A 16453-nucleotide genomic window follows, 5' to 3' on the forward strand; every position below is an offset into this window, starting at 1 on the left:
GAGAGCTTATTGCTTGGATAGGAATCGAACAAGAGAAGTGGAGGCTGCGCATTATGGAAACCGGAACTTATATCACGGTAGGGAATGAACATGAATTTCTGTCGCAACTCGGAAGGGTGGTCCAGATCGGTGACCGGGAGATTGCCGTCTTCCGAACCTCGGATCATCAATGGTTTGCTCTCGAGAATAAAAGCCCGCACCCCAAAGGAGGTCCGTTAGCCGAAGCCATCGTATCCGGGCATTACATTTACGATCCGTTATACGATTGGAAAATCGAGCTTTCGACAGGGCTTGTGCAGGCTCCGGATAAGGGCCAAGTACGGATATATCCGGTTCGCGCCGTGGATGGAAAGGTTGAGGTAGGTGTATAAGGCCGTAATAAGCATCAACAGACGAAACCAAGAGGTGGTAACCCATGTTTAACAATGATGTGGAAGCCGTCGTCAATGCCGCGGTCGCGAAAAAAGAGCAGATGAACAACAACTTGCTGCGCTACATGGTATCGGCCATGCTGGCCGGTGCTTATGTCGGCATTGGGATCGTATTAATCTTTAAGCTGGGCGCGCCGCTGGCAGCCGCCGGTTCGCCTTTCCAGTCCCTCGTCATGGGAGCCGCATTCGGGATTGCGCTCACGTTGGTTGTGTTTGCCGGTTCAGAGCTGTTCACCGGAAATCATATGTTTTTTACGATAAGCACGTTATCCAAACGAACGACGATGGGGGACACGCTGAAGAACTGGGGCTTTGTGTTTATCGGCAATTTGGCGGGAGCGATCCTGCTCAGCTATCTGGTTTATGCTTCCGGCCTGTTCAAAGGGCTGCCGCCCGATCATCTCATCTTCACGGCAGCGGCCAAGAAAATGAACGATCCGTTCATGGAGCTGTTTTTTAGAGGCATATTATGTAACTGGCTTGTATGTCTGGCCCTGTGGATGGGAATTCGGGCCAAAGGAGAAACAACGAAACTGATTTTAATATGGTGGTGCCTGTTTGCCTTCATTGCGACAGGGTATGAGCATAGCGTAGCGAACATGTCGCTTCTGACGCTGGCGACGATATTGCCGGGACATCCCGAGACGGTATCCATCGGCGGCTGGATCAGCAACATGGTGCCGGTCACGCTGGGGAATATCATTGGCGGCGGGTTGTTTGTAGGCATGGCTTACTGGTTTATCTCTTCGGGAAAAGGGAACAAGCAAAAGTAGGCTATGATAGGCGGTGTTGCGGAGGAATTCCATCCTCCTAGTTCATTGTCGGATGAAGTCCAACCTGGTGAATAAACTTAAAGAAACCGTTCTTGGTTAATGGTCTGTCATTCGTCCATTTGCCAAGCAACGGTTTCTTTTTTTTGTATACAAATAGGAGGGCAATAGCACAAATAAGCTGTCCTCCTCAGTCATTGAACTGAAAGGACAGCCGTGAGAATCTTGCCTTCCAAATCGTTTACCGATGTTCCACCAGGTCAATCGCACCAAGCACCATATGAGCCAGTCCGAAGCCTAGAATACCGGTTGCAGCGAATTTATACCTGCTGCAAAGCAGAGCGGCACCCGAAGCAGAAACCACGGTTCCAAGAACAGCAGGAATCAAACCTTCACGCATGCTGAGCACTCCCTTTGATTTGGTTTGGAAAGACAAGGTTTATTGTAAGCAGATGCCCGTATATTATGCACCGAAGGGGCTTTAGGCGGATCAAATCCGGCAGATTTCGTTCGGACACAGCTCGCAGTGGCATATTTCCTGCAGCATCGGCAGATCTTTGATAACAATCATGCCGCCGGCATATTCGATGGCGTCCTTTTTGCGAAGGTCGCTCAGCATCCGGTTCACGCTTTCGCGGGTGGCCCCGATCATGTTCGAAAGATCGGTATGGGTAATCTTTTTGTTGATGAGAATGGTGCCATCCTCTTGATGCTGCCCGTAGGTATTGCCCAGACGAATCAGCGTCGACGTTAATGCGCCGGGCTTGCCGTACATCATGAGATCACGGAATTTGGTCTGCGTGATGCGGTGGTGTATACCCATCCACTTCATGAAATCAATCGCGAAGTCGCAATGCTGGCAGATCAACAGCTCCAGTTCCTTGTGCTCGATGACCCCGACTACGCTGTCCTCAAGCACCTCTGCCGAAAAACTGTGGTTGTTGCTGAAGAATGGATCGGCTTGCCCGACCATGTCTCCTGGATGGTACATATATAGAATAAGCTCTTTGCCTTCATCCGTCGATTTGGTTAATTTAATTCTTCCTTGTTTAACGAAGTACAGCTTGTCGGCGAAGTCGCCTTCCCAGAACAAATGCGATCCTTCAGGGAGTACCCTTTCCTTCATGGTAACCAGCAGACGGTTGCGGTTTTGTTCCGAGAAGCACTGCGTGTTCCCTAAGTTTTCGATTTCCATTACATGGTCTACAGTTTTCATGGTGGTATCCCCCAACATCCTAAAATTTGATCTGTTTAATCTTTAAATACATTATAACGTGAAAACATTCACTTGTGGGGCGGAACAAGAGGGAAATCATGGCGAATTTTCAAACATTGTGATCTCTTTCACTTGAAAGAGGGAAAAGACAGGTATAAATCACACAGAAAAGATAAATTTTAATATTGTGAAATATTTCACATGATTTAAGAAGCGTCTGTGTTACGATCGAAGCGTAGACAGAAAGAACATGAACCATGGGAGGATGAGAGATATGGCTGTGAGCAAAGGAACAACGGTTGAAGTGAAGGGACAAACGGCAGCAGAGTACATTCAAGGTCTGATCGACAAGGCGAATCGGGCAAAAGAAAAGTTTATGAAACTCGATCAGGAGCAAGTCGACGGAATTGTGCAGGCCATGGCCATGGCCGGACTTGAGAAGCACATGCAGCTGGCGAAAATGGCGGTTGAAGAAACGGGTCGCGGCGTGTATGAAGACAAAATCATCAAAAACCTGTTTGCCACGGAGTATATCCACAACAGCATCAAGTACGACAAAACGGTAGGTATCATCGAAGACAATGCCTATGACAGCTTCCAAAAAATTGCGGAGCCGATCGGGATCATCATGGGGATCACACCGGTAACCAATCCGACCTCGACTACCATATTCAAGGCGCTGATCTCCATCAAAACAAGAAACCCGATCATCTTCGGTTTCCATCCATCCGCGCAGGCATGCAGCAGGGAAGCCGCGCTCATCCTGCGGGACGCCGCCGTGAAACAAGGCGCTCCGGCCGACTGCATCCAGTGGATCGAGGCTCCTTCCATGGATAAAACCAATACACTCATGAACCATCCTGACGTTGCCTGCATTCTGGCTACGGGCGGATCGGCGATGGTCAAAGCAGCATACAGCTGCGGCAAGCCAGCCCTCGGCGTAGGTCCCGGCAACGTGCCGTGCTTCATCGAGAAGAGCGCGGACCTCGATCAAGCGGTGAACGACTTGATTCTATCCAAGACGTTTGATAACGGCATGATCTGCGCATCCGAGCAAGCCGTCATTATCGAAGAGCCGATCTATCATACCGTGAAGAAAAAAATGATCGCCAGCGGCTGTTATTTCGTGAACAAGGAAGAGCTGGCGAAGCTGACCGCGCATGCCATGGTAGCGGATAAATGCGCCGTCAATCCTACCATCGTCGGACAGCCGGCAGCCAAGATTGCCGAGGCTTGCGGCTTTGAGGTGCCGGAAAGCACCAAGATCCTAGTCGCCGAGCTAGAGGGAGTCGGTCCCGCTTATCCGTTGTCCGCCGAGAAGCTGAGCCCGGTGCTGGCTTGCTATAAAGTGAAAGACGCGGAAGAGGGCATCACGCGCGCCGAAGAGATGGTTGCTTTTGGCGGCATGGGCCACTCGTCGGTCATCCACTCGCACAATGAGGACGTCATTCTGAAATTCTCGGATCGCATGAAGACCTGCCGCATCCTGGTCAACCAGCCTTCCTCGCAAGGCGGCATCGGGGATATCTACAACACGAACCTGCCGTCGCTGACGCTCGGCTGCGGTTCGTATGGCCGGAATTCCACGTCGTCGAACGTGACGGCCGTCAATCTCATCAACGTGAAAAGGGTGAACCGCAGAACCGTGAATATGCAGTGGTTTAAAGTACCGGACAAAATATACTTTGAAAAAGGCTCGACGCAGTATCTCGCCAAAATGCCTGACATCACCCGCGTCGCGATCGTAACCGACCCCATGATGGTGAAGCTGGGATATGTGGAGCGGGTAGAGCATTACCTGCGTCAGCGCAGACTGCCGGTAGCCATCGAGGTGTTCTCGGAAGTCGAGCCGGATCCTTCGACAACGACAGTAGAACGGGGTACGGAGATGCTGGAACGGTTCCAGCCGGACTGCATCATCGCCCTCGGCGGCGGATCGCCGATGGATGCCGCAAAAGCGATGTGGCTGTTCTATGAATATCCGGATACGGACTTCAACAACCTGAAGCAAAAATTCATGGATATCCGCAAACGGGTCTATAAATATCCGAAGCTGGGACGGAAGGCGAAATTCGTAGCCATTCCGACAACGTCGGGAACGGGCTCGGAAGTAACTTCGTTCGCCGTCATCACGGACAAAGTGCAGGGAAATACCAAATACCCGCTGGCAGACTATGAGCTGACGCCGGACGTGGCGATCATCGATCCGGAATTCGTGTACACCTTGCCTAAAACGGCGGTGGCCGATACCGGCATGGACGTCCTGACGCATGCGATTGAAGCCTACGTATCGGTGATGGCTAGCGATTACACGGATGGGCTTGCCATCAAAGCCATCCAGCTGGTGTTCCAATATCTTGAGCAATCGGCGCTGACCGGCAACAAACTCGCCCGCGAGAAAATGCATAATGCTTCGACGCTTGCAGGCATGGCCTTTGCGAACGCGTTCCTGGGCATCAACCACAGTCTGGCGCATAAATGGGGCGGACAGTACCATACGGCGCACGGACGGACCAATGCCATACTGATGCCGCACGTCATTCGCTACAATGCCAAGAAGCCAACGAAATTCGCGGCATGGCCGAAATACACCCACTTTGTGGCCGATGAAAGATATGCCGAGATCGCACGGATTCTTGGACTGCCGGCAAGAACGACGGAGGAGGGCGTAAACAGCCTGATCGCCGCCATCCGCGAGCTGAACAGCAAGCTCGGCATCGAGGAATCGTTCCAGCAGCTTGGCATCGATCCTCAGGACTTCGAGAGAAACGTCGAGCATTTGGCGGACCGGGCTTTCGAAGATCAGTGCACGACCAGCAATCCGAAGCTGCCGCTGGTGACAGAGCTAGCAGAAGTATATCGCAACGCCTTCTATGGACGTTTCTAAACAGGAAAGGGGCAGAAGGCTGATCCTAAATTCCATTATAAATGGTGGTAGAAGCCAGGGGAGCCCGGAATCAGAGTGATAAAAATCACGGATAACCACAACTTTGTGATTATTATCACAGATGCTGCGGATCAACAGGACTACAATAAAGGTGTAGCAGAAAGCTGAATCTCAGATCTTTGATATAGAAGCTTGAAGGCACATGGCGGGGCAGAGATGCCATTGATCGTGAAAATAATCACATTTAAGATCTGAGATAGATCAATGTGTGGCCCCGCCAGTCCCTGCAAGCTGCAGCATAATCTAGGAGGGATTCAATATGTCGGTGATTGAAAAAGAAGTTGGCTGGAAAGGTTTTAAATCAGGTAAATGGACCAAGCGCATTGACGTTAACGATTTTATTGCAGAGAATATTACCCCTTATTATGGCTCTGATGATTTTTTGGCGGGACCTACGGACAACACCAAGGCACTGTGGGATATCGTATCGGATTTAACCAAGAAGGAACGGGATAACGGCGGGGTTTTGGACGTGGATGTCCATACGCCTTCCACCATCACCTCCCACCAGCCTGGCTACTTGGATAAAGATAAAGAACAGATCGTCGGCGTGCAGACCGATGAGCCGTTCAAACGCTCGATTCAGCCTTTCGGGGGCATCCGGATGATGATTGATGCGTGCAACGCATACGGCTTCGAAATGCCGCAGGCGGTAGTGGATATCTTCAACGGCATCCGCAAAACGCATAACCAGGGCGTATTTGATGCCTATACTCCGGAGATGAGAGCAGCGCGCAAGGCCGGGATTATTACGGGTCTTCCCGATGCATACGGCCGCGGCCGCATCATCGGCGACTACCGCAGAGTATCGTTATACGGGGTGGACGCGCTGATCCAGGACAAACTGAGAGAACTCGGCGAGCTTGAAGTGGACGCCATGGACGAGCCGGTGATCCGTCTGCGGGAAGAGCTGTCCGAACAAATGCGCGCCCTCAAGGAACTGAAAGAAATGGCCGGCATGCACGGCTTTGACATTTCCAAACCGGCGAATACGGCAAAGGAAGCATTCCAATGGCTGTATTTCGGTTATTTGGCCGCGATCAAGGAGCAAAACGGGGCTGCCATGTCGCTTGGCCGGGTATCCTCTTTCCTTGATATTTATATCCAGCGGGATTTGGCCGAAGGCGTGCTGACGGAAGAGACGGCCCAGGAGCTGGTGGACCATTTTGTCATGAAGCTGCGGATCGTGAAGTTCCTGCGTACGCCGGATTACAACGAGCTGTTCAGCGGCGATCCGACGTGGGTGACCGAATCCATCGGCGGCATGTCGTTGAACGGTGAAACGAGGGTAACGAAGAACAGCTTCCGTTTCCTGCACACCCTGTACAATCTGGGACCTGCGCCGGAACCGAACTTGACGGTACTGTGGTCGGAGAAGCTGCCGGAGGCCTTCAAAAAATACTGTTCGAAGGTATCGATCGAAACGAGCTCGATCCAATATGAGAATGACGATCTCATGCGTCCGATCTACGGGGACGATTACGGCATCGCCTGCTGCGTATCCGCCATGCGCATCGGGAAGCAGATGCAGTTCTTCGGAGCCAGAGCGAACCTGGCCAAAGCGCTGCTGTATGCAATCAACGGCGGGAAGGATGAGAAATCCGGCGCCCAGGTCGGACCGGAATATCCGGCGATCACCGCTGAGGTTCTGAGTTATGATGAGGTCATGAAGCGCTTCAAGCCGATGATGGAATGGCTCGCGAAGCTCTACATGAATACCCTCAACGTGATTCACTACATGCATGACAAATACAGCTACGAGCGGATTGAAATGGCGCTTCACGACCGCGATATCCTGCGGACGATGGCATGCGGCATAGCGGGCCTGTCGGTAGCAGCGGATTCGCTGAGCGCGATTAAATATGCGAAGGTGAAGCCGGTACGCAATGAGCAAGGGATTGCGGTGGATTTTGAAATCGAGGGCGATTTCCCATGCTACGGCAACAACGACGACCGCGTGGACGGCATCGCCGTTGAACTGGTCGAGGCCTTCATGAGCATGATCCGCAAGCACAAAGCCTACCGCGATGCCATGCCGACCCAGTCGGTGCTCACGATTACGTCGAACGTGGTATACGGCAAGAAGACAGGAACCACGCCGGATGGACGCAAAGCAGGCGAGCCGTTTGCACCGGGCGCAAACCCGATGCACGGACGCGATAAGAAGGGAGCCCTCGCTTCGCTGACTTCCGTGGCCAAGCTGCCTTATGAGGACAGTCTGGACGGCATCTCGAATACGTTCTCGATCGTCCCGAAAGCCCTGGGCAAAGAAAGCGACATTCGGGTAAACAATCTGGTTGCCATGCTGGACGGCTACTTTGGCAGCAAGGCCCACCATTTGAACGTGAACGTGTTTGACCGTGAGCAGCTGATCGATGCGATGGAGCATCCGGAGAATTATCCGCAGTTAACCATCCGGGTATCCGGCTATGCGGTCAACTTCGTCAAACTGACGCGCGAACAGCAGCTCGATGTCATTAACCGTACCTTCCACGGATCGATGTAAGGATGGAAGACAACCATAGCGGATACAGAAAGGATGACGCACCATGCTAAAAGGTCATGTACACTCCATAGAAACGTTCGGAACGGTGGACGGTCCGGGTATCCGCTTTGTGCTCTTCATGCAGGGCTGCCTCCTGAAGTGTCAATACTGCCACAACCCGGATACCTGGGGACTTCATGAAGGACATGAAATGACGGTGGATGACGTGCTGCGAGAGATTGAGCCTTATCTGAGCTACTACCGCTCATCGGGTGGAGGACTCACTGTTTCGGGCGGTGAGCCGACGCTGCAGTATCCTTTTGTCACGGAGCTGTTCAAGGAAGTGAAGCGCCGCTGGAATTTGCATACGACCCTGGACAGCAACGGGTATAACGAGCCGGATAAAATATCGGAATTGCTGGAGCATACCGACTTGGTCCTCCTTGATCTGAAGCATATCAACGACGAGAAGCACATCAAGCTGACAGGCAAGTCCAATGAAAGGACGCTGAAGACCGCCCGCTGGCTGTCCGACCATGGTCGGAACATGTGGATCCGGCACGTCTACGTGCCGGGCATCCATGACAGCGAGGACGATTTGGCGGCGCTCGGTCAATTCATCCGCACGCTGCGCGGCGTGGAAAAGTTCGAGATCCTGCCATACCATCAGATGGGCGTGTACAAATGGAAGGAGCTCGGCATGGCATACCCGTTGGAGGGCGTACCTTCACCGTCCGAGGAAGAAGTCGCACGCGCCTATCGGTTGATTGGCGAAATTTCCGAGAAATAGCCGTCGGTTCTGAACTCCGTTTAGTTGTATGATATGAAACACAATATGTTATTATTAATAACAATAACCTTTCCTCATTATGGAAGGGTTATTGTTTTTTGTAGAGGATATTATCCCTTGGATAGAAAAATATCGACCTATCGTAAAGTGGAATCGCTTTCTATAATGAAGATGTAAGGAAAGCGCCTATCAATATACAAACACTTCGGGAGGGTCAAAGACAATGAAGAAAAAGGGTCTGGCATTATTCATGTCGCTTTTGTTCGTCTCATCCACGCTTTTGTCTGCATGCGGCGGCGGTGACAAGGCGGCAGAAAAGCCGTCAGGCGGCTCGGAAGGAACGGTGAGCAATGAGCCGTTTGAAATCACCATTCGCCATACGCAAGTAGGCGAATCCAAGAAGTTCCGTCTCGCATTGCTGAACGATGTGGTCAGCAAAACCGAAGAAGCGGTGCCCGGGCTTAAAATCAAGCTGGACGCTGTAGACTCTGAAGTGAATCGTAAAGAGAAGCTGAGAGGCGAGATGGCTGCCGGCAAGCCGCCGGAAGTATTCGACGTATTCGGAAGCCCGGATGCAGGCGTATATTCCAAAGAAGGCTTGATGCTCGATTTGACCCCGATCTTGGATGAGCTCGGCATAAAGGACAAATTTACGACACTGGACCCGTTCACGCATGACGGCAAGATCTATGGATTGCCGATCGGCGGTTCCATCGAAGGTATTTTCTATAACAAGGATTACTTCGCCCAGAAAGGCCTCAGCGTACCGAAAACGTTGGCGGAACTTGAGCAGATCGCCGAAGCCATCAAGGCCGATGGCAAAATTCCGTTCGCGCAATCTTCCAAGGATGCATGGATTCCGCTCATGACCACGAATAACCTGTGGAGTTATTATGCAGGGGCGGAGGTAACTTACGGCTTCAAGACCGGGGAAACCAAATGGACCGATCCGAAAGTCGTGGAAGGCGTGAAGAAACATCAGGAATGGGTGGAGAAAGGGTACTTCAAAAAAGGCGAGCTCGGCTTTGAATACGCGGACATGAGAAATCAAATCATCACCGGGGAAGCCGTCATGATGATGGACGGATCATGGGCGAACTCCGTATTTAGAGATCCGGCCCAAGCGGGCGACATGGTCGGCAAGATCGGATATTTCAATTTGCCTCCGGTGAATGAAGGCGACCCTGTCATCGTCATGCAGGACGCGAACAACGGATACGGCTTCTCGGCGGCGGTAGCAGAGGATCCTCGCAAGCTTCAAGCGGTTAAAGAATTCATCAAAAATATGTGGACGGATGAAATGCAGCTGCGCGGGCTTAAGGAAGACGGAGTCCTGCCGGCGATGAAGATGGATCTGGAAACGATGAATTCCACGTCGGATGATCCGCTGATGCAGGATATTTTCAAAGGCGTCAGCGAAATCAACAAATCCTTCCCTGCCTTCGATGCGCTTGTTCAAGCCGACGTAAACACGGCGCTGAGCATGGGAATCCAGCAGGTGATCGGCGGCGAGCTCGATGCCGAGAAGATGCTGGAGAATGTTCAAGCAGCACAGGAAGCGGCTAATGCTTCAGAGGAATAACTAGAATTCCAGACGAAAGGGCACCACCCGCTAAAGGCATATGGGGGTGCCCTTTCGCCTAAACAACATCAGACATCAATACGGAGGTTACCATGAACAGAGCGCTGAGAAATCCTCTGATTTACATCGTTTTTGTGCTGCCGGCATTCTTGCTGTTTCTGGCTTTTTTCATATATCCCATCTTCACTGCGTTTGACAACAGCATTACGAGCTGGAACGGCATCTCCAAAGACGTGAAGTACATCGGGCTCGATAACTATGTGACCGCCCTGAATGACGGTGCCTTCTGGAAGGCGGTCCGAAACAATGTCTATTTCATACTTTTTTCCTGCTTGATCCAGGTTCCGATCATCGTGGTTTTCTCCCTGCTTATCGCCAACGTCAAGCGTTTGAAGGGGCTGTATAAAACAGCGGTTTTCGCACCTTCCATCATGTCGACGGCTGTCATCGGCATTTTGTGGGGATTCATCTACAATCCGGACTTTGGCCTGATGAATGAAATGTTGGGATTGGTTGGCATCGAGCCGATCTATTGGCTGTCGGATCGCAAATGGGCCATGATCGCCATCCTGATTACGAACGCTTGGCAATGGACCGGCTTTTACATTGTGATGGTGCTTGCCGCCATTCTGTCCATTCCCAAGGAGCTTGACGAGGCTGCGGCGATTGACGGAGCGACAGGCGTCCAAAGGGCTACCAAAATCACGCTTCCATTAATAATGCCAATTATCTCCGTTGTGATCATGCTTTCGATTGCGGGAGCCATGAAAGCCGCGGACATTATCCTGGTTATGACCAAGGGAGGGCCGGCCGGCTCCACCGACGTTATGGCAACATATATGATTCGATACGCGATCACGAGTTTCAAGCATGGCTTCGGCAATTCGATCGCCGTGTTGATTTTCCTCTTCACGATTATCGTAACGGTGCTCTACCAGGTGCTGATCGCCAGACGCAACGAAAGGATTGAATACTGATGAGGGCACTAAAGAAACTGATTCCGCACATTTTCCTGATGGCTTATTTGCTCGTCATCCTGTATCCATTCCTGTTCGTCCTGTTCTCATCCGTGAAGGTGGATAACCAGTCCATTGCAACGAACCCGTTTGGATTGCCAAGCACGTTGGTGTTTGATAACTACGTAAACGCTTGGGTGAGCGCCAAGATCAGCACGTATTTCTGGAACAGCTTATACATCGGCGTCCTGTCGGCCTGTCTATCGATCCTGTTTGCGGCAATGCTGGCTTTTGCCGTGACGCGGATGAGATACAACCGGATCAGCGCGATCATCTTTCAATGTATTTTGATCGGGATGCTGATCCCGAATAACTCTCTCTTGCTGCCGATATACGGCATCATGAGGCAGCTGGATATTCTGAATACGCATATGGCCCTGATTCTGCCCTATGTTGCCAATGCCATCCCGTTTTCTGTGATTATTTTGGCCGCCTTCATGCGGTCGCTGCCCGGTGAAATCGAGGAAGCCGCGGTCATAGACGGATTGAGGTCCGGAGGCTTGTTTGCTAGAATTATCTTACCTCTGACCGTTCCGGCTATCGTTACCGTTTTCATCATTAATTTTCTGGGTAACTGGAACGAATTCTTGCTTGCTAACTACTTCCTATCGAATGATGAACTGAGAACGCTGCCTGTCGGAATGGTCGGTTTCAGGGACGCTTACAATATGAACTACGCCCAGATGTCGGCGGGGATCGTATTCAGCGTGCTGCCGGTCCTTATCATCTATGCCGTTCTGCAAGAGAAAATCATAGAAGGCGTCACCGCAGGAAGCGTCAAGGGGTAATACAAGGAGCAGGAGCATGCGTATGAACTTGCGGAACAAACTATTCACGGCCTTTTTGGGGCTCATTATTATTCCGTTATTTGTGCTGGGCCTATTTACATTCTTTATTACCTACAACTCGATTGAGGAAAAGTACAGCCAGCAAGCCGAATATTCGCTAAAAGCGATCAGCTACAGCATTTTGAACGTGTTCAAGGAGATGGAGTACGTTACGGATAACGGGATTGCCACCTCCGTCTTCGCAATGGCGCTGAATGCCAAGGATCCCGATGCGCAGAACCTGATTAAGGAATCCAATGCGGATCAGCTGAAATTGAACGACAGGCAGCGAAGCTTTCGCAATCTTCTCTATAATCACCCTGCCATCAGTTATGCTTTTCTATATCATTTCAACAAAGAATCAGCACCCATTCCGATATTCAGTAAAGAGGATTTCAGGACACTGCCTTATGAGCAGTTTAAGAACAGTCCCTTATATGAAGAGGTTGTGAAGCTGAACGGGATTCCCAAATGGCTGGCTCCGCACGAATTTCCGGAATTGACGGGGGCGGATCCGGTGTTTACCCAGATCAGGCTGATTAAAGACGTCACGACGCTCCGCAAGCTGGGGATTCTCGTCGTCCAGATCAAGAGATGGGAGTTCGAAGAGATTTTCCGCAATCTGACGCTCCCTAACAACCTGCAGAACACCTCCTTCATGCTGGTCAACAATGAAGGCTTCATTCTGTTTGACCCGCAGAACGGCATGGATGGTCAAAATATCAGTCAATACATGAAGCGTGACGTTGAGTTTAAGCAAGGCTATCAAAGCTTTAAAGCCAAGTTTAACGGCAAAGAAAATATTGTTTCCATCTATCATCTGAACGATTATGGCTGGAACATCGTCTCGGTGACCGATTGGAACTCGCTGTCGCAAGAGGTAACTTCCTTTGCCAAGTGGTTTTTTGTCATCATGGGCATCTGTCTGGTTACCGCGATTGTGTTCAACCGCCTGTTCATGAACCGGATTACCGGCACGATTGCCGTCATCGTGCGGTTTATGCGCCGCGTGGAGGATGGGGATTTGAATGCCAGAGTGGAAGAGAAGGGTGAGGATGAGCTTCTGCTGCTGTCCAAAGGGTTCAACAATTTGATGAACCGGATCAACAATCTGTTCGCGCAGATCAAGAAGGAGCAAAGGCAGAAGACCGATGCGGAAATGCGTGTGCTGCAAGCACAGATCAAGCCGCACTTCCTGTTTAACACATTGGAATCGATCAATGTCCTTGCGGTCCAGAATGAAGGTCGCAAGGTCAGCGAGATGGTGTACCGGCTTGCCAGCATTTTGCGGATCAGCATACAGGACAAGGAAGAAATTACGCTGGATGAAGAAATCAAGCATCTTCAAAGTTATCTTGAAATCCAAAAGTTTCGGTTCGAGGATCTGTTCGAATACGAGATCGACGTGCCGAAAGAGCTTATGCACAGCCGCATCCTGAAGCTGACGCTGCAGCCCCTGGTGGAAAACAGCATCCAGCATGGCTTTGAGGGAATTTCCTATACGGGATGGATACGCATCTCTGCTTGGAAGGAGCTCGGCAATGTCGTAATCCGGGTGGAGGACAACGGACTCGGCATGACCTCTGAGCAGTTGTCCATGTTTGAGTATATGGTGTCCGAGGATGGCGTATCCGAACAGACGACGATGCAGAACCTGAAAGTAAACCAGGAACGGCGGGGACTTGGACTGCGAAGCGTGGCTGATCGGCTTAGAATTCAGTACGGTCCTTATTATGGGCTGTTCATATGCTCCAGCCGCCCCGGCGGCACCGTTATACAATGCGTCATACCCAATTATGACAGGGGGGAAGGGCATCATGCTGAAGGCATTATTGGTTGATGATGAGGCACCCATCCTGAACAATCTCAGCAAGGTTCTGCCTTGGGAAGAGATGGGCATGAAGGTGGTCGGACTTGCCCGCAGCGGGATGGAAGCGCTTGAAGTAGCGGATCAGTATAACCCGGATTTGATTCTGTGCGATATCCGGATGCCCGTCATGGACGGGCTGACCTTCATTACGAAGATCCGGGAGAAAGGAAGCCGGGCGGAAATCTTTTTGCTGACGGGTTATCAGGAATTTGAATATGCCCGTGAAGCGATCAAGCTGGGGGTTAAGGATTATATCAGCAAGCCGATTCATTACGGGGAGCTTGAGATGAAGATTCGGGAGATCGGGGAGGAAATCCGCAAGAAGAGGGCGAAAGAAAAGTATTATAGTACCGTTTCGCTGATCGACGAGGCTCCGAACCCCGAAGCCGTTAAGAAAACACCCGAGCAATTGGTATCGTCTGCCCTGGAGTACATCAACACCCACATGGGACAGGATTTGGGCATCGAGGAGCTTTCGGAGCATCTGGGCATCAGTTCCAGTTATTTCTGCTTGCTGTTCAAGAATCATGTCGGTCTTACCTTCGTGGAGTATTTGACGAGGCAGCGGATGGAGGCGGCCAAATTCCTGTTAGTGAACAGCGACAAGAACATTGCACAGATCGGTTCCTTTGTCGGTTATCATGAGCGGCGGTATTTTACCAAGGTATTTCAAAAGGCTACCGGCATGACGCCATCCGAATTCCGGGAAATGTCCGGAGAGCCGAGTCTCTGAGTCTTTGATGGGACGAAAGCAGGCAGATAATCATCAGGTCTTCTACTTCCGACTTGCGGGCGTCCTATAAATTGATAGAAAGTAGGTTTGGAATCAATGAAATGGACGGCAGCAGATTTAACGCTAGAGCAAAAGGTAGGACAAATGTTTATATGCGGCTTCAACGCATTGACGCCGAATGAGCATGCCAACATACTGATCGAACAATTTCAGGTGGGGGGCATCTGCTACTTCCGCCGGAACGTGAAGACGCTGCCTCAGCTTGCCGAGCTGTCAGCATCCCTGCAGCAGCTCGCTTCGGGAAGCCAACCGTTTCCGCTTCTGATCTCGATTGATCAGGAGGGCGGCATGGTCGCACGAATCGATCATGAAGGCATCAGCCGCATTCCGGGCAATATGGCGCTTGGAGCTGCGGGCAGCGCAGAGGATGCCTACAGGGTGGCGCAAATCGGGGCGCGCGAATTGCGTTCGCTCGGCGTGAACATGAACTTCGCGCCTTGCCTCGACGTCAACAACAATCCGCGCAACCCGGTTATCGGCGTGCGCTCCTTCGGCGAAGATCCCCATGCCGTTGCCGAGCTCGGGACTGCGGCGATTAAGGGTTATCAGGAAGAAGGAGTGTCCGCTACGGCCAAGCACTTCCCGGGACATGGCGACACCAGCGTCGACTCCCATCTGGGGCGGGCATCGGTACCGCATGATTTGGAACGGCTCCGCAGCGTTGAACTGCTCCCTTTCGCACAAGCGATCAAGGACGGCGTCGATGCCATCATGACGGCTCACGTCAGTTTCCCGGCGATTGAGCCGAGTGATCTGCCTGCAACGCTTTCCCATGCTGTATTAACGGGGCTGTTGAGGGAGGAAATGGGCTTCGAAGGTTTGATCGTGACGGATTGCCTCGAGATGCATGCGATCTCCAAGGAGTACGGCATTCCGGAAGGCGCGATACGCGCGATCGAAGCAGGGGCGGACTGCGTGCTGGTCAGCCATACGGTGTCGGAGCAGACGGCGGCGATTACGGCGGTCATCGAGGCTGTCCGCGGCGGGAGACTCCCGGTTGAGCTGATCGACAAAGCCGTTGATCGGATTTTGGCGCTCAAACAGCGTAATGCGAAAATCGCTGAAAAGCTTCCCGTCCACCCGATTGGCGAGGTTGCCACAGAGACCAAGCAGCTGCTTGCTCAAATCGCAGGCAGGGGAATCACGCTGGTAAAAGACGAAGGGCAGCTGCCTCTTAAGCCGGAGCAAGCGGTTGCCGTGATCTGGCCGGAGCTGCTTCAGGCGACCCAGGTCGACGAAGCATGGAGCAAGAGCTACACGCTTGGGGATGCCCTGAGAAGTTACGGCGTGCAGGCAGACGATCTGCGCGTCGGGACGGATATGTCCGACGAAGAGGTAGAGCAGGCCGTTAAAGCGGCGGAGGGATATAAGCAGATCGTGGTGGCTACGTACACCTCCGAGAGCCGTCTTCCCGAAGGTCAGCAGAAGCTTGTAAGCAGGCTGAGCGAGCTTGAGGATGTGACACTCGTTATCGTCGCAACCCGCAATCCGTACGATATCAATGATCTTCCGCCGGTTCCCGCGTATTTGTGCAGCTACGAGAATACGCCTTACTACATGAATGCCGCTGCGGGTGTATTGGTTGGCAAAGTTAGGCCCGAGGGTAAGCTTCCGGTAGGGATCAGCAAGACCTATCCTCTCGGCTGGACCGGCAATCAGGACTATGTCAATAATTAAATAATGGTTGCTCAAACCGGAGTCTTCCTGCCTAGGAATGCTCCGGTTT

General features: G+C 51.8%; 13 protein-coding genes. 11 read left to right on the forward strand and 2 right to left on the reverse strand.

All coding sequences use genetic code 11. The features are described 5' to 3' along the window. The first annotated feature begins 53 nt into the window (after positions 1 to 53). Positions 54 to 371, forward strand: a complete 318-nt coding sequence (nirD, locus tag M1D70_RS10595; protein WP_009595012.1) for a nitrite reductase small subunit NirD — start codon at positions 54 to 56, stop codon at positions 369 to 371. Between the two features lie 44 nt (positions 372 to 415). After that, positions 416 to 1204, forward strand: coding sequence for a formate/nitrite transporter family protein (locus M1D70_RS10600; RefSeq protein WP_009595013.1), 789 nt, complete (start codon positions 416 to 418; stop codon positions 1202 to 1204). A gap of 238 nt (positions 1205 to 1442) precedes the next feature. Here M1D70_RS10600 and M1D70_RS10605 read toward each other — a convergent pair whose 3' ends face one another. Further along, positions 1443 to 1601 (reverse strand): hypothetical protein, encoded by a 159-nt coding sequence (locus M1D70_RS10605; protein ID WP_009595014.1) that lies wholly within the window; start codon positions 1599 to 1601, stop codon positions 1443 to 1445. A 90-nt stretch (positions 1602 to 1691) separates the two neighbouring features. Continuing rightward, positions 1692 to 2417 carry a Crp/Fnr family transcriptional regulator gene (locus tag M1D70_RS10610; RefSeq protein ID WP_456289837.1) on the reverse strand — a complete coding sequence of 242 codons (726 nt, stop codon included), beginning with the start codon at positions 2415 to 2417 and terminating at the stop codon, positions 1692 to 1694. Between the two features lie 274 nt (positions 2418 to 2691). Between M1D70_RS10610 and adhE the strand changes: the two genes are divergently transcribed. From adhE to M1D70_RS10655, 9 genes are all read left to right on the forward strand, one after another. After that, positions 2692 to 5304 (forward strand): bifunctional acetaldehyde-CoA/alcohol dehydrogenase, encoded by a 2613-nt coding sequence (gene adhE, locus M1D70_RS10615; protein WP_456289838.1) that lies wholly within the window; start codon positions 2692 to 2694, stop codon positions 5302 to 5304. Between the two features lie 319 nt (positions 5305 to 5623). Continuing rightward, positions 5624 to 7870, forward strand: a complete 2247-nt coding sequence (pflB, locus tag M1D70_RS10620) for a formate C-acetyltransferase (RefSeq protein ID WP_456289839.1) — start codon at positions 5624 to 5626, stop codon at positions 7868 to 7870. A 43-nt stretch (positions 7871 to 7913) separates the two neighbouring features. Further along, the gene (gene pflA / locus M1D70_RS10625; protein ID WP_009595005.1) at positions 7914 to 8639 is read left to right on the forward strand and encodes a pyruvate formate-lyase-activating protein; all 726 of its coding nucleotides are present in this window, start codon (positions 7914 to 7916) and stop codon (positions 8637 to 8639) included. A 223-nt stretch (positions 8640 to 8862) separates the two neighbouring features. Then, the gene (locus M1D70_RS10630; RefSeq protein ID WP_015734431.1) at positions 8863 to 10221 is read left to right on the forward strand and encodes an ABC transporter substrate-binding protein; all 1359 of its coding nucleotides are present in this window, start codon (positions 8863 to 8865) and stop codon (positions 10219 to 10221) included. A 92-nt stretch (positions 10222 to 10313) separates the two neighbouring features. Next, positions 10314 to 11198 (forward strand): carbohydrate ABC transporter permease, encoded by an 885-nt coding sequence (locus M1D70_RS10635; RefSeq protein ID WP_456289840.1) that lies wholly within the window; start codon positions 10314 to 10316, stop codon positions 11196 to 11198. Next, positions 11198 to 12025 (forward strand): carbohydrate ABC transporter permease, encoded by an 828-nt coding sequence (locus M1D70_RS10640; protein ID WP_015734433.1) that lies wholly within the window; start codon positions 11198 to 11200, stop codon positions 12023 to 12025. Before M1D70_RS10635 ends, M1D70_RS10640 begins: the two co-directional genes overlap by 1 nt. Positions 12026 to 12047: 22 nt before the next feature. Then, on the forward strand, positions 12048 to 13904 hold the full coding sequence (locus M1D70_RS10645) for a cache domain-containing sensor histidine kinase (RefSeq protein WP_009595018.1): 1857 nt from the start codon (positions 12048 to 12050) through the stop codon (positions 13902 to 13904). Beyond that, complete coding sequence (locus M1D70_RS10650) at positions 13882 to 14667, forward strand: response regulator transcription factor (RefSeq protein WP_009595006.1); 786 nt, start codon at positions 13882 to 13884, stop codon at positions 14665 to 14667. The genes M1D70_RS10645 and M1D70_RS10650 overlap by 23 nt, the downstream gene beginning before the upstream one ends. Before the next feature lie 96 nt (positions 14668 to 14763). Then, a complete protein-coding gene (locus tag M1D70_RS10655; protein ID WP_456289841.1) occupies positions 14764 to 16404 on the forward strand; it encodes a glycoside hydrolase family 3 protein in 1641 nt (546 codons plus the stop codon). Positions 16405 to 16453 lie beyond the last annotated feature (49 nt).

Source organism: Paenibacillus sp. AK002, from assembly GCF_053903045.1.

Excerpts from the sequence above, each read along its gene's own strand:
- nirD (WP_009595012.1), top strand. The coding sequence starts at position 54 with ATGGAAACCGGAACTTATATCACGGTAGGGAATGAACATGAATTTCTG.
- M1D70_RS10600 (WP_009595013.1), top strand. The coding sequence starts at position 416 with ATGTTTAACAATGATGTGGAAGCCGTCGTCAATGCCGCGGTCGCGAAA.
- M1D70_RS10605 (WP_009595014.1), bottom strand. The coding sequence starts at position 1,601 with ATGCGTGAAGGTTTGATTCCTGCTGTTCTTGGAACCGTGGTTTCTGCT.
- M1D70_RS10610 (WP_456289837.1), bottom strand. The coding sequence starts at position 2,417 with ATGAAAACTGTAGACCATGTAATGGAAATCGAAAACTTAGGGAACACG.
- adhE (WP_456289838.1), top strand. The coding sequence starts at position 2,692 with ATGGCTGTGAGCAAAGGAACAACGGTTGAAGTGAAGGGACAAACGGCA.
- pflB (WP_456289839.1), top strand. The coding sequence starts at position 5,624 with ATGTCGGTGATTGAAAAAGAAGTTGGCTGGAAAGGTTTTAAATCAGGT.
- pflA (WP_009595005.1), top strand. The coding sequence starts at position 7,914 with ATGCTAAAAGGTCATGTACACTCCATAGAAACGTTCGGAACGGTGGAC.
- M1D70_RS10630 (WP_015734431.1), top strand. The coding sequence starts at position 8,863 with ATGAAGAAAAAGGGTCTGGCATTATTCATGTCGCTTTTGTTCGTCTCA.
- M1D70_RS10635 (WP_456289840.1), top strand. The coding sequence starts at position 10,314 with ATGAACAGAGCGCTGAGAAATCCTCTGATTTACATCGTTTTTGTGCTG.
- M1D70_RS10640 (WP_015734433.1), top strand. The coding sequence starts at position 11,198 with ATGAGGGCACTAAAGAAACTGATTCCGCACATTTTCCTGATGGCTTAT.
- M1D70_RS10645 (WP_009595018.1), top strand. The coding sequence starts at position 12,048 with ATGAACTTGCGGAACAAACTATTCACGGCCTTTTTGGGGCTCATTATT.
- M1D70_RS10650 (WP_009595006.1), top strand. The coding sequence starts at position 13,882 with ATGCTGAAGGCATTATTGGTTGATGATGAGGCACCCATCCTGAACAAT.
- M1D70_RS10655 (WP_456289841.1), top strand. The coding sequence starts at position 14,764 with ATGAAATGGACGGCAGCAGATTTAACGCTAGAGCAAAAGGTAGGACAA.